Annotated in this window: 23 protein-coding genes and 1 pseudogene; all 24 read right to left on the bottom strand. The window is 30.1% G+C overall.

What is annotated here, in order from left to right:
* Positions 1-508, bottom strand: a 508-nt coding sequence (locus ACRDBA_RS11815; RefSeq protein ID WP_438573121.1) for a GNAT family N-acetyltransferase, incomplete at its 3' end; no start/stop codon positions are given.
* Positions 509-559: 51 nt separating this feature from the next.
* A complete protein-coding gene (locus ACRDBA_RS11810) occupies positions 560-700 on the bottom strand; it encodes a hypothetical protein (protein WP_438573120.1) in 141 nt (46 codons plus the stop codon).
* Positions 701-912: 212 nt separating this feature from the next.
* On the bottom strand, positions 913-1353 hold the full coding sequence (locus ACRDBA_RS11805) for a MaoC family dehydratase (protein WP_438573119.1): 441 nt from the start codon (positions 1351-1353) through the stop codon (positions 913-915).
* Between the two features lie 30 nt (positions 1354-1383).
* Positions 1384-2019 carry a flavodoxin family protein gene (locus tag ACRDBA_RS11800; RefSeq protein ID WP_438573118.1) on the bottom strand — a complete coding sequence of 212 codons (636 nt, stop codon included), beginning with the start codon at positions 2017-2019 and terminating at the stop codon, positions 1384-1386.
* 26 nt (positions 2020-2045) lie between these two features.
* Positions 2046-3266: a CaiB/BaiF CoA transferase family protein gene (locus ACRDBA_RS11795; protein ID WP_438573117.1), complete on the bottom strand. Its 1221-nt coding sequence runs from the start codon at positions 3264-3266 to the stop codon at positions 2046-2048.
* Positions 3267-3303: 37 nt separating this feature from the next.
* Positions 3304-4470, bottom strand: coding sequence for a CaiB/BaiF CoA transferase family protein (locus ACRDBA_RS11790; RefSeq protein ID WP_438573116.1), 1167 nt, complete (start codon positions 4468-4470; stop codon positions 3304-3306).
* Positions 4471-4485: 15 nt separating this feature from the next.
* Positions 4486-6069 carry a BCCT family transporter gene (locus ACRDBA_RS11785; RefSeq protein WP_438573115.1) on the bottom strand — a complete coding sequence of 528 codons (1584 nt, stop codon included), beginning with the start codon at positions 6067-6069 and terminating at the stop codon, positions 4486-4488.
* Positions 6056-7630, bottom strand: a complete 1575-nt coding sequence (locus tag ACRDBA_RS11780) for a BCCT family transporter (RefSeq protein WP_438573114.1) — start codon at positions 7628-7630, stop codon at positions 6056-6058. The genes ACRDBA_RS11785 and ACRDBA_RS11780 overlap by 14 nt, the downstream gene beginning before the upstream one ends.
* Before the next feature lie 164 nt (positions 7631-7794).
* Positions 7795-8850: an electron transfer flavoprotein subunit alpha/FixB family protein gene (locus tag ACRDBA_RS11775; protein WP_438573113.1), complete on the bottom strand. Its 1056-nt coding sequence runs from the start codon at positions 8848-8850 to the stop codon at positions 7795-7797.
* Positions 8851-8867: 17 nt separating this feature from the next.
* Positions 8868-9662 carry an electron transfer flavoprotein subunit beta gene (locus tag ACRDBA_RS11770; protein ID WP_438573112.1) on the bottom strand — a complete coding sequence of 265 codons (795 nt, stop codon included), beginning with the start codon at positions 9660-9662 and terminating at the stop codon, positions 8868-8870.
* A gap of 24 nt (positions 9663-9686) precedes the next feature.
* The gene (locus tag ACRDBA_RS11765; protein WP_438573111.1) at positions 9687-10826 is read right to left on the bottom strand and encodes an acyl-CoA dehydrogenase family protein; all 1140 of its coding nucleotides are present in this window, start codon (positions 10824-10826) and stop codon (positions 9687-9689) included.
* Between the two features lie 75 nt (positions 10827-10901).
* Complete coding sequence (locus tag ACRDBA_RS11760) at positions 10902-12128, bottom strand: CaiB/BaiF CoA transferase family protein (protein ID WP_438573110.1); 1227 nt, start codon at positions 12126-12128, stop codon at positions 10902-10904.
* 30 nt (positions 12129-12158) lie between these two features.
* A complete protein-coding gene (locus ACRDBA_RS11755) occupies positions 12159-13349 on the bottom strand; it encodes a CaiB/BaiF CoA transferase family protein (RefSeq protein ID WP_438573109.1) in 1191 nt (396 codons plus the stop codon).
* A 55-nt stretch (positions 13350-13404) separates the two neighbouring features.
* A complete protein-coding gene (locus ACRDBA_RS11750; protein ID WP_438573108.1) occupies positions 13405-14856 on the bottom strand; it encodes a trimethylamine methyltransferase family protein in 1452 nt (483 codons plus the stop codon).
* 29 nt (positions 14857-14885) lie between these two features.
* Positions 14886-15530, bottom strand: a complete 645-nt coding sequence (locus tag ACRDBA_RS11745; protein WP_438573107.1) for a cobalamin B12-binding domain-containing protein — start codon at positions 15528-15530, stop codon at positions 14886-14888.
* A 53-nt stretch (positions 15531-15583) separates the two neighbouring features.
* Positions 15584-16381: a methyltetrahydrofolate cobalamin methyltransferase gene (locus ACRDBA_RS11740; RefSeq protein ID WP_438573106.1), complete on the bottom strand. Its 798-nt coding sequence runs from the start codon at positions 16379-16381 to the stop codon at positions 15584-15586.
* Positions 16382-16540: 159 nt separating this feature from the next.
* Entirely contained in the window at positions 16541-17188 is a 648-nt protein-coding gene (locus ACRDBA_RS11735) for a cobalamin B12-binding domain-containing protein (RefSeq protein ID WP_438573105.1), read from the bottom strand.
* A 99-nt stretch (positions 17189-17287) separates the two neighbouring features.
* Positions 17288-18553 carry a PocR ligand-binding domain-containing protein gene (locus ACRDBA_RS11730; RefSeq protein WP_438573104.1) on the bottom strand — a complete coding sequence of 422 codons (1266 nt, stop codon included), beginning with the start codon at positions 18551-18553 and terminating at the stop codon, positions 17288-17290.
* A 140-nt stretch (positions 18554-18693) separates the two neighbouring features.
* The gene (locus ACRDBA_RS11725; RefSeq protein WP_438573103.1) at positions 18694-19563 is read right to left on the bottom strand and encodes a radical SAM protein; all 870 of its coding nucleotides are present in this window, start codon (positions 19561-19563) and stop codon (positions 18694-18696) included.
* A 125-nt stretch (positions 19564-19688) separates the two neighbouring features.
* Entirely contained in the window at positions 19689-20345 is a 657-nt protein-coding gene (locus ACRDBA_RS11720) for a YitT family protein (RefSeq protein ID WP_438573102.1), read from the bottom strand.
* Positions 20346-20358: 13 nt separating this feature from the next.
* Positions 20359-21291 (bottom strand): hypothetical protein, encoded by a 933-nt coding sequence (locus tag ACRDBA_RS11715; RefSeq protein ID WP_438573101.1) that lies wholly within the window; start codon positions 21289-21291, stop codon positions 20359-20361.
* Between the two features lie 116 nt (positions 21292-21407).
* A complete protein-coding gene (locus ACRDBA_RS11710; protein ID WP_438573100.1) occupies positions 21408-21599 on the bottom strand; it encodes a GyrI-like domain-containing protein in 192 nt (63 codons plus the stop codon).
* The gene (locus ACRDBA_RS11705) at positions 21571-22116 is read right to left on the bottom strand and encodes a helix-turn-helix domain-containing protein (protein WP_438573099.1); all 546 of its coding nucleotides are present in this window, start codon (positions 22114-22116) and stop codon (positions 21571-21573) included. Before ACRDBA_RS11705 ends, ACRDBA_RS11710 begins: the two co-directional genes overlap by 29 nt.
* 109 nt (positions 22117-22225) lie before the next feature.
* Positions 22226-22425: pseudogene (locus ACRDBA_RS11700) on the bottom strand (RNA-guided endonuclease InsQ/TnpB family protein); the annotation flags it as partial.

The raw sequence follows: 22425 nt of genomic DNA, 5'->3' as shown, positions 1-22425 counted from the left end.
CTTTATCTTTGTCATAACATTTATATTTAAATTTAACTTGAGGAATTGACTTATCGTCATTATCTTCATCAATTTTAATTATCTTGCCACCCATCTTTTTATAAAACTCTTGCGATGGAATGTTGTACTTATTACACGAAACAATAAACTCTGTTACACCTTGATTTTTTAGTTCATTCTGAGCAAATTGAAATAACTCAAGTCCTATGCCTTTACCTTGATACTCCTTTAGTAAATACAATAAACCAATATCGTAAGTATATTCATCAAAGGCTCTCATAATTTTCCCACAGCTCACATAGCCTATAATTTCAAGATTATCTAGCACAACAAACAGCTTCTGTGATTGCTTTGCTATCATTGATTTAAACTTATTTTCATTTAAATTGACATCATATTTGTCTAACTTTTCATTTGGATAAATACCTCTATATGTAGTTTCCCATACTCGCCTTTTTAGTATTGCTAAATCTCTACAATCTGCATCTGTTGCTATACGAATTTCCACGTTCTGTCACCTCCCAAAATAAATGGAGCCCTTTTAGGCTCCGTCTTTATATTAATTATTATTAACATCACCATCAAAAATATTTCTTATTAGCTCTATTGTAAAGTCATTTGTTGCAATTTTTAAACCTGCCTCTATATTCAATTCTTTTCTTAAAGCTTGTGCATTAATTGCCAGCTCTATAATAGTCATTTTACACTTTGGAATCTATGCATACTATACCACAGTAGATAAATAATGGCTCTGTTATTATAATTGTTAGAACTATATTTTTATGATAATAAGATTATCGTTTTATATTCTTATACAGATAATAAGCCTTGGAATAATCCAAGGCAATAAATTTCGTATTTATATATCCATTATAACAAAGTTTTTTATATAATTCTAAGTGTACTTTCAATTTACTTTGTAGCCATTACAATCGCACTTCCTTCAATTACAATTTCACCTCTTTGGTTTCTTGTAATAGTCTCCATCTGTGCAATTTTTTTGTTTTTGATTATCTTAGTTATATTTGCTGTAGATGTTATTGTGTCTCCAATTTTTACCGGTAATTTAAATTTTACATTTTGCTCTAAGTATATTGCATCTGCTCCAGGCATACACATACCTACTAGTGTAGAAAAAAATGACGCAGTTAACATTCCATGAGCTACTCTCTCCTTGAATCGTGTTGATTTAGCATATTCAGAGTTCACATGAAGCGGATTGAAATCACCTATGATACCTGCATAATTATAGATATCGTTTTCAGAAATTGTCTTAGATATACTCTTTGTCATACCTATATACAGTTCATCAATGGAATATCCACTCATATTTAAACTATTTTCATCTAACATATTAATCTCCCTATTAATAAGTATTTTAATTTATCTAAATATCTCTAATTTGTCTAATCTATCTTTTGTACTTTGCCTTAATTTTATAGTCTTAGAAAGTTTTATACCTGAATCATATGCTTCTTTCATTTGTTTTTCACAATTATTAATTTCTCCTTTAGAAAATGCATGTAGTACTTTTAAATTATCTATAATTCTATAACCTATAGCCTCTAATGACTTGCTCATAGCTAATGATGTAAATCCCATATATTCCTCACTTTTTTGCTCACATACAGCTATAGTACTGGCATATTTAATTCCTATAACATCATTTATTCCCATCCATACAGATCTATCATCTTTATCAAATAGTTCAAAGCAATAAAGTCTATCAATGAAATTTTTTATTATCCCTGTAATATTATAGAAGTAAGTAGGTGAACCTAATATAATGGCATCGCTATCTATTAACTTTTTGTATATTTGATACATATCATCTTTTATTACACATTCGTATGTGTGTTTACACCCTTCGCATCCAATGCAATCATAAATTTTTTTATCTCCTAGGAAAATGTACTCAACATCTATACCTTCACTAGCTACACCTTCTAATGCTTTTTTTACTAATATATCTGTATTTCCATCTTTTCTATAGCTACCTACTATACCCAATACTTTCATTATTTAGCATCCTTTCATTAAATCAATTAAGCATTTAGTACTACTACTTTATCGTTATCACATACTATACCATCTACTTGTAAATTGTTAATATATTCAGAAGTGTATCCTAACTCTAAAAGAACTTCTAATGTATGTTCTCCTACAATTGGAGCTTGACTCTTAGTGATATCTGCTGGTGTTTTATGAAATTTCATAGGAACCCCCATTAGGTGTAACTTTCCTAAGATTTTATGAGAAGACTCTACAACCATTTTTGAATTAATCATTTTGGGATCTTCCATTACTTCTTTTATTTGCCTAACAGCCCCAGCTGGTACTTGGTTGCTAACTAATATATTTTCTATCTCATATTTTGAATAAAGCTTAGTAACATTTTCTATCTCTATTATTAAAGAATTTAAATTTTCTAATCTCTTTTCATTAGAACTATATAATTCACTATCCTTTAAATAATTTAACCCTAATATATTACATAAAGAGATCCATTGATTATCATCTATACACACCACTGATACAAATCCATCTCTAGCCTCAAATATACCACTAGGAGCAAATCTTGTATCATGATTTCCATTTCTTGGAGTAACATTTCCTGTTATAGAATTTTCTAATACTGGCATCTCCATCATATAGAATGCACTATCTAACATAGCCACATCTAATCTAGTCCCCTTCCCTGTTGCTTGTTTATTTAATAGTGCCATAGATATACCATATAATAGATTCAATCCAGACCAGTTATCACCTAATGAAAACCCTGCCTTTATAGGTGATTCTCCTTCTTCTCCTGTTCTATCTAAAATTCCACTTCTAGCACAAGCTATTATGTCATAACAAGCATATTTAGATAATGGCCCTTCTATACCAAATCCTGATATAGATGCATATATTAACTGAGGATTTACTTTTTTCATTTCTTCATAACCTAATCCTAGTTTTTCTAATGTTCCAACTTTAAAGTTTTCTATTACTATATCACTCTCTTTTACTAAGTTAAGAATAATTTCTTTACCTTTCGGAGATGTTAGATCTACACCTATACTTCTTTTATTTCTATTAAATGCTGCAAAGTATGCACTATAATCATTATTAAAAGGTCCCCAACATCTTGACTGTTCCCCAGTGTGGTTTCTTTCAATCTTTATTACATCCGCCCCTAAATCAGCTAAATACATTGTACAAAATGGTCCAGCCAATGCTTGGGTAAAATCAAGTACTTTTATTCCATCTAATATTTTATTCATAACTTATCTCCCTTTTCTATTAAAAATTACTTAGATACTACTTACCTAAAATATCTAAAAATTCTTTACTTAGCATTGTTTGGTATATTTCATTATTATTTTCACCTAATATAGGCGCTGATTTAATCTTTTCATCTTTATTATCATGGAATTTTATTGTTTTACCTACCATATCTATATTACCAATTCTTTTATCTTCTACTTTAACAATCATATTTCTTATTTTAAGCTGCTCTTGATTCATAGCCTCTAAAACTGTGTTACATCCAGCTGCAGGAACTTTTATTTTTGAAAATTTTTCTGTAATTTCAGCTTTAGTATAATTTTCAGTTAAATAATCTTCTAATTTTTCTCTTAAATCTCCAAAATAATTTAATCCTCTATTTAAGTTGTCACTGTATCTTGGATCATTAATCCACTCTTCTAAATTAAATTCTACACAGAATTTTTCCCATTGATTATCAGTTGATATACCTAATGCTACGTATCCATCTTTACATTTTAATATATCATATGGATTTATTGAAGGATGAGCATTACCAGTTCTAGTTGCTTCATTTTCACTAAAATCACAAATAGCCATTTTATCTTCAGTTATACTAAATAAGGATTCTATCATTGATACATCTATCATTTGTCCCTTGCCTGTAGCTCTTGAGTGATACAATGCAAAAATAATCGCAGAAGCTAAATATGTAGATGTATAGTGTGCTCCTACTGAAACTCCCATTTTTGAAGGCTTATTTGGACTTGGAAATCCTGTTACATCTACTACTCCACTTTTCGCCTGAGCAATAACATCATAAGCAGTATAGTCTTCCATACCTCCATCTCCATCAAATGAATTAAATTTCGCATATATAAGTTTTGGATTTATACTACATAATGCTTCGTATCCAACTCCTAATCCTTCCATTTTTCCAGGTTTAAAATTTTCTACAATAACATCAACAGATTTAATTAATTCTTTTAATATTCCTCTATCTTTATCACTTTCAAGATCTAATATTATACTTTTTTTACCTCTATCTATAAAGCTTTGCCATACACTTACACCATCTTTAAATGGAGCTAGCTTTCTTGTATAATCACCACTTTCACTTTCTACTTTTATAACCTCAGCACCATAGTCTGCTAATTCCATACCTGTATAACCACCCATAATTGTTAGGTCTAATACTTTTACATTTTTTAAAGGCAACATACTATTATCTCCCATCTATAATTTACTACATTTTTGTGTTATCTCACTAGATGACAGATTTCCAAAATCTTGTTTAGCATATTTTATGCCCGAGATCATCGCAAATATTGTAAGTACCCCTATAGGAACTGCAGTTAATATTGCAAGTGATTGAAGTGCAGTTAATGATGCTTTTGCAAATAAGAATCCTAGTGGTACAGATATTAATAAGAATGCCCAGAACATCTTGAAATTTCTACTAGGATGTTCATTTTCTCCTAGATTTTTAGTAGTTGCAGCTGCTAATGTGTATGAAGAAGAGTCCATAGTAGTAGCCAAGAACATTAATCCTACTATAAGCCATATCCCCAATATTAATTTACCAAATGGTAAGCTTGAAATTAATGAACTTATTGCCGAAGTTGCGCCTTGTGTTTCAAGTATAGAAACTAGATCTAAATTTCCTGATAGTTGTTGGAATAACCCATAGTTTGATACAGTTCCAAAATAGAACCAACACCCTATACTACCGCATATTATCATCCCTAATATCATCTCTCTCATAGTTCTTCCCTTAGATATCTTAGTTGTAAATATCCACATCCAAGGACCTAAACCTAACCACCATGCCCAATAAAATGCAGTCCAAGCTTCAGTAAAACCACCATTAGCTATAGGATCAGTCCATAAACTCATATGTATAAAGTTTTGGAACATATAACCTAATGAATTTGTTATATTTTTTATTTGGAACATTGTTGGTCCAGCCACCAAAATAAATGCTGCCAATGCAATTGCTATATAAGCATTCCAGTCTGATAAATTCTTTAGGCCTTTCTCAAGTCCTATCCAAGAACTTACTACGAATATCAATGTTACAAATAGCATCATTACTACTTGTAGTGCAAATGTATCTTGAATACCGAATAAAGTTGCAAAGTTGTTACATAACATAGGTACTCCAAGAGCTAAAGTAGTTGCATGGCCAGCAAGTATACCAAATAAGAATATTATTTCTATTATTTTACCCCATATACCATTAGCTCTTTTTTCACCTATTGCTTCTTCACAACAAGCAGTTAATGATAATCCTGGCTTTTTCTTTATATAGTATCTTTGTGCTAGAGCTACTGCTCCTACAGCAAAGAATGCCCATGCAGTTATACTCCAGTGGAAACTTCCATATGTAACACTTAATTCAGCTGCTAGTTGTGAAAATGGCTCCGCTCCTAGTGGTGGTGCTGAATAGTAGTATATCCACTCTAAACAAGACCAATATAATAAACTAGAACCCATTCCAGCACAGAACATCATAACCATCCAGCTAAAAGTTGAATATTCTGGTTTTTCCCCACCAAATCTTATGTTTCCATACTTTGAAAAACTAAAGTACAATAAATATATAATTGCAGCAATACCTAACCATAGATAAAACGGTGAAAGTACATTTATTGCTGATGTTTTTACATTTTCTATAGCTTTTGAAGTACTTTCTGGATTAGTAATTAATGATAAACATAATGTTCCTATTATCAGTAGCACTATACATATAGGTACTACATTGTACTTATCACTTAACTTCTTATTTGAATTATTATTTCTTTTATCAGATTTTTGCATAATTCTCCCCCATATATTCAGTTTCTATATTTTCAATTCTTTCTCCATCGTCAACGTACTTTCCATTACTTTCTTTCAAATATTTAAAAGCCCCAATAGATGTAATTATTGTTAAAAAAGCTATAGGAATTCCGGTTATAATTGCATACGATTGCAACGTTTCCATCTTGGCTCCGCATCTCATTAATACAACAGGAAGCATAATTAAAAGCATACACCAAAATATTCTTAAAAGCATTGATGGCTGTTCATTTTCATTTAAGTGGGTTGTAGTACTAACTGCCAAAGTATATGCCTGTGAGTCCATAGTTGTAATAATAAAAGTTATACCTACTATAGTCCAAATCCATAAAATAATATTTCCATACGGTAATGAAAGTATCATTTGTAAAACTGCTTGTTCTGGACCATTTTGAGTTAATATCTCAACTAAGTTAATCTTATTATTTATTTGATTGTAAATACCATAGTTTGATATTACACCGAAGTATATCCAGCACCCTATACTTCCACTCACTATGACTCCACATAATATTTCCCTAACCATTCTTCCTCTTGAAATTTTTGCTATAAATATCCACATTGATGGCGCTAACCCTATCCACCATATCCAATAAAATGCCGTCCAATTTTCAACAAATCCACTATTTTTAATCGGATCTGTCCATAAACTCATTTGTACAAAGTTATTTAACATATATCCAATTGAGTTTGTAGTAGACTTTATAATAAACATTTTGGGACCTAGTATAAATATTGTAAATACTAATATTAAAGCCACCACTATATTCATCTGTGATACTTTTCTTACGCCATTTTTCAGACCTTTACATGTACTAATTGTAAATATTACTGACAAAATTACTATAATGAAAAACTGAAATTTGAAATTATTAGGTATGCCTAGTAAATAAGATAAATTATTACAGTACATTGGTACTACAAAAGAAATCATAGTAATAGTACCGCCTATTGTCCCAAACAAGAATATTAATTCTATCACTCTATTAAATATACCCGAAGTATATTTTCTACCTAATACCTTTTCAGTACAATCTGTTAATGATAAACTATATATTTTTTTATTGTAATATCGTATGCCCAGTGTTATAGCTCCTATTGCATATATACTCCACCCAGTTATACTCCAATGAAAACCACCATAAACTGCACTAATTTCAGCAGCCTTAAAGCTCATCGGCTCTATTCCTAATGGTGGTGATGAATAGTAATATATCCATTCAATAGCTGACCAATATAATAAATTTGAACCCATTCCAGTGCAAAATATCATAATTAACCAACTCATTGTTGAATACTCTGGTTTTTCATTACCTAATTTTATTTTTCCAATCTTAGATATACAACTAAATATTGAAAGAATGACTAAGGATAGTCCAATCCATAGGTATAATGGAGATAATATATTCATTGTATGTTGTTTAATATTGTTTATAACAAGTGTTGTCTTGTCTGGAAATAATAATATTAGAATACTTAATATAACAATTATTGAAAGTGATATAAATATATCCACAAACTTGATATTAAATCTTTTCACTTCAGCCTCCATCTAATATTATGGCTTTAATTGTAACCATATATTTGATACGATAGTATTATGAATTAGCCCCTTCTAGTTAGATTCATAGAAAGGACTAATTTAGATGACTATATATACGCAACAATTAAAACATAAGTATTAATTGGCATTTTGATGTTATTTTAGCAATATTCTTTTTCTACTTTTTGTTGTGATTCCTTTTGTTTTAGAGTATTTATCAACTCAGGAACTAATTTGAATAAGTCTCCAACTAATTGATAATGTGCAATTTCAAATATTGGTGCATTTTCATTCTTATTTATTGCTATAATGCAATCAGATTCACTCATACCTGATATATGTTGTATAGCTCCTGATATACCACAGGCTATATATACCTTTGGTCTTACTGTAGTTCCAGTTTGACCGATTTGTCTGTTAGCATCTACCCAACCATTATCTACAGCAGCTCTTGATGAAGCATAAGTACCGCCTAACAATTCAGCTAATTCTTCTATTAACTTAAACCCTTCTTGGTTTCCTACTCCACGTCCACCAGCTACTATCACTTCTGCATCTGATAAAGATACTTTTTCCTTAGTATCTTTTAGTACTTCTACTACCTTAGCAATTATGTCTTCTTCAGTTAATTGTGGTGATATTTTTATTAACTCTGATTTAGTATCACAAAGTTTTGCTTTTTCCATAACTCCTGGTCTTACTGTAGACATTTGAGGTCTATTGTTAGGACATATTATAGTAGCCATTAGATTTCCACCAAATGCAGGTCTTGTTTGTAATAATCTTCTGTTATCCATATCTATATCAAGCTTTGTACAGTCAGCTGTTAATCCAGTTCCCACTCTACCCGCAACTCTTGGAGCTAAGTCTCTTCCAATTGCTGTAGCTCCAACTAAAACTGATTCAGGTTTATTTTCTAATATAAACTCTGATAACACTTTACAATAAGCATCAGTAGTATAATTTTCTAATAATTTATGTTCAAAATAAATCACTTTATCTGCCCCATAATTTACTAGCTCATCTATTTCATCATCTAATTCATTTCCTAATACAGCTATAGATACATAAGTATCTAATTCATTAGCTAATTTCTTAGCTTCCCCTAATAATTCATAAGACACATTTAATATTTTTCCGTATCTTTGCTCCGCTATTACTAGAACACCTTTCCAGTCTTCTAGATTTATTCCTCTATTCACCTTCATTTTTAACATTTGAAAGATTTCCTCCTCTATATAATATTAGACTCTTTTAGTACATCTACAATCGTATTTGTCATTTCTTTTATAGAACCATCTACCCTAACGCCCTTAAAGGACTTAGTAGGTACAAAGCTCTTATGTACATTAGTAGGAGAATTTCTCACACCTATTTGAGTTGTATCAACATCTATATCACTTATACTCCATTTTTTTACTAAATCTGTATTAGCATATGCTTCATATACTCTTTTTGCATATGGATATCTTGGAGCATTCAGCTCTTTAATTGCGGTTAATAAAACTGGCATTTTAGATTCTATAACAAAGTGACCATCTTCAAGCTTTCTCTGTGCAATAACTTTGTTCTCTTGTATTTCTAAACTTTGAACATAACTTATTTGTGGTAGCCCTAAGAACTCAGCTATTTCTGGTCCAACTTGAGCTGTATCTCCATCAATTGCCTGCCTTCCACAGAATATTAAATCGTACTCACCTATTTTTTCTATAGCAGCTGCTAATATTGTAGCAGTAGCCCAAGTGTCAGATCCTGCGAATGCTCTATCACTTAGTAATATAGCCTCATCACATCCCATTGCTATTGCCTCTCTTAATGCTACATCTGCTTGAGGTGGCCCCATACATAATACAGTAACATTAACATCTTCCTTAGAATATTGCTTTATTTTTACTGCTTCTTCTATTGCATTTAAATCATCTGGGTTTATTATACTAGGAACTCCATCTCTTATTAGAGTACCTGTTTGGTGGTTTATTCTAACTTCATTTGTATCTGGAACTTGTTTTACACAAACTATAATCTTCATATTTCCCTCCAAGTAATCCTGTAATTATTTTAATATACTTCTTGATATAACTAGTTTTTGTATCTCATTTGTACCCTCATATATTTCAGTTATTTTAGCATCTCTGTACATTCTTTCTAATGCATAATCTTTCATATATCCATATCCTCCATGTATTTGTAATGCCCTATCAGTTACAAATCTAGCAGCTTCTGAAGCATATAATTTTGCCATACAACTTTCTAAAGTACACGGCTTATTCTCATTTAATAATGTAGCTGCATTATATACTAACCATCTAGCAGCTTCTATCTTCGTTTTCATCTCAGCTAAGTACCAACCTATTCCTTGTTGGAATGCTATTGGTTTACCAAATTGTTTTCTTTCCTTAGAATATTTTACAGCTAATTCAAATGCACCTTCTGCTATACCTAATGCTTGAGAAGCCGCAACTGTAACTCTATTTATATCTATCGCTTCCATAGCATAAGCAAAACCTTTATTAATTTTTCCTACTATATTAGCCTTTGGAACTCTACAGTCTTCAAATATTATCTCTGCAGTTTCTGATCCTGCTATCCCCATTTTTTCCTCTATCTTCCCTATTTTCAATCCTGGATTACTTTTTTCAACTATAAATGCTGTCATTCCCTTAGTTTTTAACGATGGATCTGTTAAAGCAAATACTGTAAATATTTCAGCCTGGCTTCCCCCAGTTATGAAACATTTTGTACCATTTATAATATACTCATCACCATCTTCTACAGCTATAGTCTGAACTCCACCTGCATCTGAACCTGCATTTGGCTCAGTAAGTGCAAACGCTCCTACTACTCCATCCTCTAATAGTGGTCTCATATATTTTTGTTTTTGTTCTTCTGTTCCATATTTCTCTATTATATACACTGATCCTTGATGTATAGAAAATACTGCTGAAGTACTTCCACATTTTTTAGCTATTTCCTCATTTATAAGTACCTGTGCTAATCTATCTACACCTGCACCTCCATACTTTGGATCAAACCCAACCCCCATTAATCCACATTCAGTCAACTTATTGAATGTTTCTCTTGGAAACATATGATTTCTATCTACATCTGCAGCAATAGGCTCACACACTTCTTCTGCAAATTGTCTTGCAATCTTTTGAATCATTAATTGTTCTGGTGTTAAATCAAAGTTCATAATAACCTCCATTATTTTCTATATATATTTGAGCTTTGCTAAAAAATAGCATATTTTATAGCAAAGCTATTATATTTAATAACTATTTAATGCTGCTTCTTGATATACTTCTACAATTCCATTATCTATTAGCTTCTCTATTGCATCAGCATCAACCCCAGCTTCTTTCAATATATCTATAGAATGTTCTCCTAATAAAGGCGAACCTATCCTTATACTACCTGGAGTTTTGCTAAAATGCATAGGAATTCCTGTTGTTGGCATTTTTCCTATCATCTTTTGTTCATAAGATGTTATCATACCAACTTCCTTAGCATGCTCTGACTCTATTACCTCAGGTATAGTCATTACAGCTCCACACGGTACTCTATTTCCACCTAGTAATTTTTCTATTTCAAATTTCCCCATAGTTCTAGTAACATTTTCAACTGCCTCTATTAATGAATCTATATTATCTAATCTAGCTTCATTTGTAATATATTTAGGATCAGTTGCTAAATGTTCCAAGTTCATTATCTTACAGAATTTAGCAAACAATTTTTCATTAGGAGTAGCTATAACTACATATCCATCTTTTGCTTCAAATTCTCCAAATAATGCTACTGAGAAATCATGATTTCCACTTCTTATTAATTCTTTTCCTGTTCCTGCATATTCCACCATAGGAACATCATTCATATAAAATGCACAGTCTGTCATTGATAAATCTACTCTTACACTTTTTCCAGTGTTTTCTCTTTCTACTAAAGCCATTAATATCGCACTAAATAGGTTTAGCCCAGTCCAGTTATCACAAATGGAATATCCTGGTTTTATTGGAGGTCCATCTGGCCTCCCCGTTTGATTTGTTAACCCCCCACGTGCTGCAGCAACATTATCATAACAAGGTAACTTAGCATCTGGACCTTCTAATCCAAATCCTGATATAGACCCGTATATTATTTTGGGATTTACTTTTACTAATTCATCATATCCTATACCTAATTTTTCCATAGTTCCAACTTTAAAGTTTTCTAAAACTATGTCGCATTCTTTTGCTAACTCAAGTACTAATTTTTTACCTTCTGCTTTTGCAGTATCTATACTTATACTTCTTTTATTTCTATTGTAAGAAGCATAAAGTGCACTCAAACCATTTATGAACGGAGGCCAAGTTCTAGATTGATCTCCCATTCCATATCTTTCTACTTTCCAAATATCTGCACCTAAATCCCCTAACTGACCTGCACAATATACACCAGCTAATGCTTGAGTAAAATCTAATACTTTTATACCTTCTAATGGCATCTTATATTTTCCCATATCAAATCTCCTTTATATCTTATTTCTTAGCTATATTATATTGTTTTCAGCAAGTTGATTTATTTTTTCTTCGCTTAAATTTAATAGCTCTTTGTAGTATCTTATATTATGTTGACCTAATAATGGAGCACTATCAAATTCATTATCATATTCATTGTCTTGATGATATTTAGCAGTTTTGCCGACCATCGGTATTTTTCCTATTCTTTGATCTTCTACTTCTACCACCATATTTCTTAACTTTAATTGAATATCATCCTTTGCTTCTACAGACGATTTACAAGGTGAAGCCGGTACCTTTACCTTTTTACATCTTTCATCTATTTCATTGCAAGTTAATTTATCAAATAACTCTTCTATTTGATTTCTTAAATCTCCAAAGTAGTTTACTCCCCTTGCTTCTAGCTCATTATATTTTGGATTTTTAACCCAGTCATCCATTCCAAATTCATATGAGAATGCTTCCCATTGTGGATCTGTAGATATACCTAAAGTCATATATCCATCCTTACATTTTATTATGTCGTAAGGATTTATTTCTGGATGTGCATTACCTATTCTTGTACTTGGTTGGTTAAATAGTTCAGTATACATCAACTTATCTTCTTGAGCTGCAAATAGTGATTCCCACATAGAAGTCTCAACCTTTTGACCTTCTCCGGTTCTTAGCATATGGAAATACGCTGCCACTACTGCTGAATGCATAAATAAGCAAGAATATTGATCTGCTATAGGAAACCCTATTAACGAAGGTGGCTCATCTGCAAATCCTGTAAAATCCATAAATCCAGTTTTAGCTTGTATTATAGCATCAAATGCAATTTGATCTCTCCACGGACCTTTATTTCCAAAAGCAGTTAATGAAGCCATTATTATTTTTGGATTTATATCTTCTAATACTTCATAACCTAAGCCTAAATCATCCATTTTACCAAATCTAAAGTTATCTATCACAACATCAAACTCTTTTACTAGTTCTTTAAATACATCTTTACCTTCTTCTACTCTTAAATCTAGTGTTATACTTTTCTTACCTCTATCTAAAAATGTATGATATACACTTACATCATCTATAAATGGTGGTCCCCATCCTCTTATTGCATCCCCACTACCAGGCATTTCTACCTTCACTACTTCTGCACCGTAGTCAGCTAAAGTCATTGTTGCAAAACCATTTAATGTAGTTAAATCTAAAACTTTCATCCCTCTTAAAGGTTTCATTTTATATGACCTCCTAATTTATTTTATTTTTGCAATATGAATTAATCCAAATGAGTTAAGCTAAAACTTTATTATGAGTCAAAATTTTATTTACTATTTCGTCATCTACCCCTAGATTTAATACATAATCTATTAATTCTTTTTTAATCTCTTCATCCATATGTGGAACTTCATAAGAATCATACATCTTTTGTAATTTATTATCTATATTTTGTTTAAACAAGTTATTTGGAGTATCAGTTAAAGTTAACTTACCCCTTTCACCTATTTCAGACCTCCAAGGCTCTTTTCTACAGAACTTAGCTGTGTGCTTGCTCCCTAAGAAGTTTTGACCTGATTGTGCTACTTGCTTTATAGTATCAATAGCTATCGTCTTGTCATTAACTACTACATCTTCAAAATAATATTCAACTGCACTTATCACTTCTAAATCCATTATTAATTTATCGTAAGATATGGTTGCGTATCCATCAAGTATTCCTGCACCTTGCATTATTAAACTAGCATTTGATTTTCTAGCACTAAAACAGTTCATCATTGATTCATATCCAGTTTGACCTGTTACTCCATTTGCATCTGATTGAGTACCTGATGCTCTAAATGGTAGGTTGTATTTTTTTGATAAATCCTCTCCGTAAGTACATATTTTTGTATACTGAGGAGAAGCTACTGATGCAGAGTTTGTTTGCATATCCATTACTAGCGGAGATAATCCATGCACTACTGGATGACCTGGCTTAATTATTTGAATTAAAGCTATAATTCCTAACAATTCAGCATTGTTCATTACTATTGTTCCGGCAGATGTTATAGGTGATGTAGCTCCTGACATACTTCCAACTGTTACAGCAATCGCTTGATTATATTCACAGCATAAGAATATTGACTCTACAGTTTCAGGTGTTATACTTAATGGACTTAATGGATTCATCCAAGATAACGTTTTTGGAGAGTTTGTAAGATTCTCTTTTCCTCCAAATAATATACATCCCATTTCCATTAGTTGCTTAAATATTTCATGTTTTGTTGGCATAAATATAATTGGCTTATCTGTTTTGTACATATTAGCAAATGTCATTATTTGATAACTTAAATCTTGATTTACTTCGTTTGGTTGGGCAAGTATACCGCCATTTATACCATGAAATGGTGATTGATGAATTATTTCTAGTATATTTAAATGATCCTCAAGTACTGCATCCCTTATGTGACCATCAAAATCTCTTATTTTTGAACATCCATATCCACATGTATAGGTATGAGTTTCTCTACTTATACGTAAGCTATTTTTAGGATTTCTTGCATCTAATTTAAACTCACTTGGAGCTGTTCCTACATATTTATTTATTTCTTCCTCAGTAAAATATGCTCTTGATCCTTCTACTCTTATGCCTGCACTCCTTAATACGTCTAGTGCTCTTTCACTTTTAAACTCCATTCCCACTTCTTCTAACACTTGTATTGTCGCATTATGAAGTCTATCTACATTTTCCATTCTAGTACTCATATACTTATCTCCTTTATTTTTAGACTTAATTAAGCATTACAAACATTAGACAGCATTTGTTTACATAATATAACTGCAGAAGAACCATCTTCAGAGTATCCATCTGCACCTATTTCATTAGCAAATTCTTGGCTTACTGGAGCTCCCCCAACTGCTATTTTTACCTTCAATCCATTATTTCTTAATAACTGTACTGTTTCCCTCATAGCTGGCATTGTTGTAGTTAATAAAGCTGATAACCCCACTATATCAGCTTTATACTCTTTAGCTGCTTCAACAAATTTTTGTGGACTTTGATCTATTCCTAAATCTATTACTTTAAATCCCGAACTTTCTAGCATCATAGCCACTAAATTTTTACCTATATCATGTAAATCTCCTTCAACCGTTCCTATTACTACAGTTCCTAATGATTTCATATCTCCCTCTTGCATTCTAGGTTTTAAGTATTCTAAACCTATCTGCATTGTTTCCGCACTCATTAATACTTCAGGAACAAATAATTCTCCACTTGCCATCATTGGCCCTATTATGTTCATGGCTTCAATTAATGCATCGTTTACTATTTGTGATACTAATACTCCATCTTCTATAGCTGCCTCTATCACTTCAACTATTTCTTCATCTTCCCCTTCTATTACTAAAGTTCTTATATCTTCTATATAGTTTTTCATAATACCCCTCCAACAATCTTTTACATTATCAATTTTTTATATTTATATATTTACTACTCTAACATTCCTTTTCTATGAGCTTTTAGGTATTTTTTAGAGAATTTATCTTTATTTAATAAAGCTTCCCCTCCATATATCATACTCATCATCTTTGTATTACCTGGATCTAAAACTGCACCATCTAAACCAGCATACATACACATACCTAAATACGTTCTATTTAATAATCCTCTATTTGGCAGACCAAATGAAACATTACTTAAACCACACATAAAGTGCACCTCTGGGAATTTATTTTTTATTCTAGATATTGTGTTAAGAGCTACCATTCCCATATTTCCATCTGTGCTAACTGGTTGTATAAGAGGATCTATAAACATATTTTCATATGGTACTCCATCATTATACATTCTATTTATCAAATTTTCCCCAATTTGAACTCTTACATCATCGCTTGGACTGATACCGTTTTCTTCATCTATAACTAATGCTACTATTTTTGCATTATATTTCTTTACTAATTCTATTATTTCATCATATCTTTCATTTTCTGCTGTTATTGAATTTATCATAGGAATTCCTTTATGTACTTTTAATGCGGCTTCTAATGCTTTTGGATTTGGACTATCTACGCATAAAGGTTTCTCTATAACCTCTTGCACAACCTCTACTAGCCAAGATAACGCTTCTACCTCTTCATCAATTAATGTTCCGCAATTGACATCTATATAATCAGCACCTTGTTTAACTTGACGCAGTGCTAATTCCTGGATAAATTCTTTATCCCTATTTTTTACAGCTTCTGTTATTCCTTTTAGGCTCGTATTTATTTTCTCTCCAACTATTATCACTCAATATCCTCCTTTACCAGTTCCATACTTCTTTTATCTATAATACATTGCTACACTATATGGAAAATTTTCCATTTTGTAATACTGTTAAGTTCTTGTTAATTTAATAATATTACAATTTGAGTATTATTTTTTTGTTCAATATTATTATATTTTGCTCTATTTGATTTTGAGTAATTTATCTATATTCTTACTCAGAAAATTTTTCATTTCTATTACATCTTTTGTATAATAGTCAGCCCCTATTTCTCTAGCATATTGTGCTGTTACCGGGAATCCTCCCACAAAAATTATAATATTATCTCTTAAATTTTCTTTTTCAATTTCTTTAATTATGTACTTCATCTCTTTTATGGTCGTTGTTAATAAAGCTGATATCATCAACATATCTGGCTTGTATTCTTTTATTGCTGTTACAAATTCTTCTTTACTTACATCAACACCTAAATCTATAATTTCTATATTTAAAGTAGATATTGCTGTTTTTACTAGGTTTTTTCCAATATCATGAAAATCACCCTCCACAGTTCCAATTATCACTCTTCCCTTATATTTTTCTTTTGTTTTTGTATGCTCTTCTAAATGCTCTAGACCTGCATTAAACGCTCTTGTAGCAAGGAGTGCCTCTGGTATTAATACATTTTGAGTTTTAAATTTATTTGCTAATATATCAATACCTCTCATTAGCCCTTGATTTAAGATATTTTCTACAGGGTACTTTGTAGCTATTCCTTTATTTATTAACCTTACAACTTCTTCAGCTTCTCCTTCTATTATATTCTGACTTATTTCTTCATATATATCCATATTCTCTCTCCTTTTTTATTTTGTTTTACTAGCTTTTAACTCTATTTGAAAGTATAAAAAAATATACTTTCAATTCAGAAAGTACTGATAACCATCCTATTATAAAAATTTATTTCTATAATTCCCTGGAGTAACTCCAATAATTTTTTTAAATACTTTTGTGAAATGGCTTTGGCTACTAAAGCCTACTTTATTTATTATTTCTACCATACTTAATTCTCTTTTTTTCATTAACTGTATAGATTTTTCTATCCTCACTCTTGTTATGTACTCATTTACAGTACAACTTAAATTTTTTCTAAATAGATAACATAAATATGATGTACTAATAAATATATTTTCTGAAACAGAATCAATAGTTATTTTTTCGTCATAATTATCGTCTATATACTCTTTTGCCGACTTTAAAATACTTGTATGGTCATCATTTGATAAAATATATATTAAATCTAATAATTCTAATGTATATTTATTTAGTTCAAATGATACCTCATCAAACCCTTTTGATTTTATTATTTTTTTCTTATACCCCTTTGTAATTTCTATAGATACACTACTTTCTATTCCTGATTCTGTTGCTGCTCTAGATATTAATATCATTAAATCTATAATCATCTCTTTCATTTCATTCAATTCGAATTTACATAAAATTTCAATGTTTGTGAGTAATGTTGGAACCATATCAACTACTTTATCTTTATTTCCAATTCTTATATATTGTAAAAATTTCTTTTCATCTGACAAATAAATTGAATAATCAACTTTTAATCCATCTACTTTTTTCCTACTTTCCATTTTATCTATAATAGTATTTCTCCAATTTATTAGGTTTTTTTGTTCTATAAAAGTATTGTTATTAGTTCTTGAGAGGTATTTGACTACAATAGCTAACATATTTGCTACAGATTGGCTTTTATCTGCAGATATTATATTTAATTTCATAGATTTTTCTTTTAGTGACTCAATATCATCTATATACTTATTAAACTGCTCTAATTCCTTTAAGAAAATCTTATCTGGTTTCCACAATAATACTTGACCACATACAATTGTACCTATATGAACTTTATCTATTATAATAGGAACTGCCCACATTACAAGTCCTGCATGACATCTAAAAAAATATGGTTCGTTCCATTTAAAAGCTTCCTCTGATGCCTTTTTATATGAATTAACACACATAACCTGTCCATTTGTACTATTCTTTATGTGAGAACAAAATTCACTACTTTTAACCTCCTTACCCTCCAAAAGATTTTCACCATAAATATTTACAATATGAATATTTAAACCTGTTGATTTCGAAAAATCATCTAGCATTTCTATTAAATATCTCTCATCTAAAAAATCTATTTTATTACACATTTCAACACCTTCCCCCTTTTGTTCATCACCTTATGTATTTCTACAATTTCATCCTTATTTCCTCTTAAAAAGAAAAAAGATATTTAATTTTTCGAATTATACGACAAATCAAATATCTTTTCTATTATCTACTATATATTTTAAAAACCTCTATAATATTCTGGATTGAAATAACTATTTTCAGCAATATAGTCAATTGTGTCTAACATCTTTTGTTTATCAATATTCAAGGTTCCTGATAGATTTATATAATTTGATGCATGATTAGATCTAAATATTGTACCTTGGCTATCTACATTTTCGATGAATAATTTTACCTCATCAACCACATCTAAAGCTGTCAATAACTCTATTTTATTTGATTGAATGTCTTGGTATATAGGCATATCTTCATCTATTAAAAGTGTTAAAAATCCTAAATAGTCTGGTTTTATTAAACTAACAACATTTGCTGAATTAATAGCATGTTCTTTTAATAATTTTTTGCCTCCTAGTCCAGATATTAATGTCATAGACAACTTTATATTCGCAGCTTTAATTTTTTGTCCAGCACTTACCATTTCTTCTGATGTGACACCTTTTTTTACATTTTTTAATACAGTATCATCACCAGATTCTAGTCCTACATATACCATTTCTAGGCCTGCTTCTTTCAGTTGTTTTAGTTCTTCCACAGTTTTGTTCAATATATCATTAGGAGCTCCATATGTTGCTATTCTTTCTAATTCTGGGAATATATCTTTAGCTTTATTTATTATATATAATAAGTCATTCGTTTTTACTATTAAAGCATCACCATCTGCTAGAAAGATACGCCTAACACCATTAGTATAATATTTTCTAGCTATTTCTAAATCTTCAACCACTTCTTCTAAATTTCTTATCCTAAACTTTTTTTCTTTATACATTGAACAAAATGTACAATTATTTCTTGCACATCCGATTGTCAGCTGTATGATTAGGCTATCAGCTTCACTTGGAGGTCTATAAACAGAACCCTCGTATCTCATAGTATTATCCTCATCCCTTCCCAAACTATATATATAATAGTCTAAATATTAACTTTTATTACTATAAGTTTGAATATATCTCTTTATCTAAAATAATATATTACCTAATTTCAATTCTTTCTATTTTAATTTTCTTGACCTAATTCAAGTATTTTCTGTTTTTTAATATCATCTTTAACTAACAACCTTTTTAATGTTGCTGATTGAATAAACGTAAAAAGTACCCCAAGTATTATAGAATATATCCCATAATTAAAAATACCCAATAATATTATACAAATATTTATATACCTCATTGCAACTGCAATATTTATATTATTATTTTTATGATGTAATATTAATGCTATAATATCAAATCCAACAGTTGATGATTTAGCAGCTATACATAAATAGTACCCTACTCCAACCATAATTGCAGATATCAATACCTCTAAATAAACATTTATATCTATACTTACATTTAAACCATGAAACACATTAAAAAACACCATATAACATAAACTACTTATTATAGATTTCAAAAAATATTCTTTTCCTAAAAAAATCAAACATACCATTAACAAAGTAACCGTAATAAAATTCACCAAAATACCTATATCAATTCCTATAAACGATTCTATAATTAGTGAAAAACTAGTGACTCCACCGTTTATTATTTTATTTGGTACAGTTATAATTGCATAAGCTGACGTAATCAAGATATTACCTAGTACTATACTTAGAATATCTATCATATTTTCAGTATTTATCTTTTTACTTATCTTTTTTATATAATCTATCATAGCAACTCCCAATCTATAAGCTTTTTATAAATTCATCGTACTTGTTTTTTGTAGTATTAACCTCAACACTTAGCTTAGACTTGTTGCTTTGTAGCGCTCTTAAAATTCCTTCAACACGCATTTCTAAATTACACACATTCTCATAAGATTGCTTGATATGCTTATCTACTGAAAGATCACTAAATATATTATCAAAGAAAATATCAAAAGTCCTTGTTGTACTATCAAACCCTACTCCACTAAGATTTACATCACTTAATTCCTTATTAAAAGAATTAACTAAATTTGATATTTTAGAAAAATGCATTTGAGCTTCATCTATTTTACTATGCTTAGCCATAGAACTTAGTAAATCTCCACCAATTATATCAAGCGTGCTCCACGTTTTTGCAGAATCTAGTAATTTTTTAGCTTGTGATATTTCACCTATTAGACTATTACCTACAGATATTGATTCATCTATTTCTTTGATCTCTTTAAGATAGCTATCTATCTTCTCTTCTATATCTATTATTTTATTTTTAGTATCTTCATCTCCATAAATGTTGATTAGCTCAATTTTCTTTTTTAATAAGTTAGAATATTCACTTTCATATTTTGATAAACTAGTTAGCCTTGATATTATGTCATTTATATTGGATTTGATTGAATTTACCTCTGATTTACACCCATCATATTTAATTTTTGCCATTATGTATTCTTGTTCTTCTTTTTCTATTTTTTCTTCTTTATTTCCCATAACTGTAGATACTAAATTTGATAATGTTAGTTTATTTAAATTATCTACATCTCTTTTTTCTTTTATAAGGTTGGTTTCTAATTCATTTAATACTTTTTCACTTTTGTATAATTCTTTTTTTAATTCTTCTAGTTTCTTTTCTAGTACATACTTTTGTGCTACATGCTTTTTTGCGTTTTCTATTTGTATATTTACATTTTCTAACATATTTTAATTTCCCCCTTTTGATATATGTGAATGATTTTATTGTATCATATTTATCAAAATAATTTATAAAAGAAATGGAGCCTATTTAGACTCCATTTCTTCTATAAATTATTAGTTTAATAAACCGGTATCCATATCTCACATCTATACTCAAATTCATCATCCTGATACACCTCTAACTGAGGTAAGTCATCTATTTTATAATTGCAACTATACAACCAACTAGAATATATCCTATCCCACGTATAATCTATACAATAAGGATACTCACCCTCACACTTAAACACCAACAATACTTTCAAAACCATTCATACCATATAACTCATCTAAATACCCCTTAGAATCATATAAGCTCCATATCATAGTAGTTGAAATACTATCACTTGAAACACTTTCATAATTTCCAGCTAATATAATTTCACCCTTATCTTCAATTGTATATGACAAAGGAGGCTCTTGACTAAGCGTTAGACTTATTTGTAATGGATAGAATTTTTTAAGCTCAGCCTTTTTACTTTCATTTGGATTGACATTGTGAAACCTTTTGAATGCTTTGCTAAAAGCTTCTGGTGATTCATATCCCACATCTAAAGACACATCCAACACTGATTTATCACTATTTTTTAACAAATCTCCAGCTATACTTAACCTTCTATTTCTAATATACTCTGACACGGTCATTTTAGTTAATACATTGAATGCCCTACTAAAATGACCATAGCTTACATTTACACTCTTAGCCACATCAACTGCGCATAAACTAGGATCTTGTAAATTCTCTTCTATATAATTTAATGCCTTAGTTATAATCTCTATCCAATCCATTTTTTAATTTCCTCTTTTTTTAATTTTACTAGGTTAAAATATTAATATAAAATCATTTAATTTATTAAAAAGTTTAATAAAATATCTTTATTAGTACATAATACTACAATTAAATAATATTAACTCTAATTGGGTGTAACCCTACACCCTCTATCTCATTTGCAAATGCCTTTGAGAATACTTTCTTTATTATTTGATAACTTCCATTTACATCACTATTTATTATTAATGATTTATTCGATTTAAATAAACCTCTTTTTATTCTTCTCGATTTATTATAATATTCTTTCTTAGGCTCTTCATTATCTA

Origin of the sequence: Clostridium sp. (assembly GCF_051654825.1) — a bacterium.
Classification (GTDB): Bacteria; Bacillota; Clostridia; order Clostridiales; family Clostridiaceae; genus Clostridium.
The sequence above is the reverse complement of the archived record's forward strand: the minus strand, read 5'-3'. Positions and strand labels throughout refer to the sequence as shown.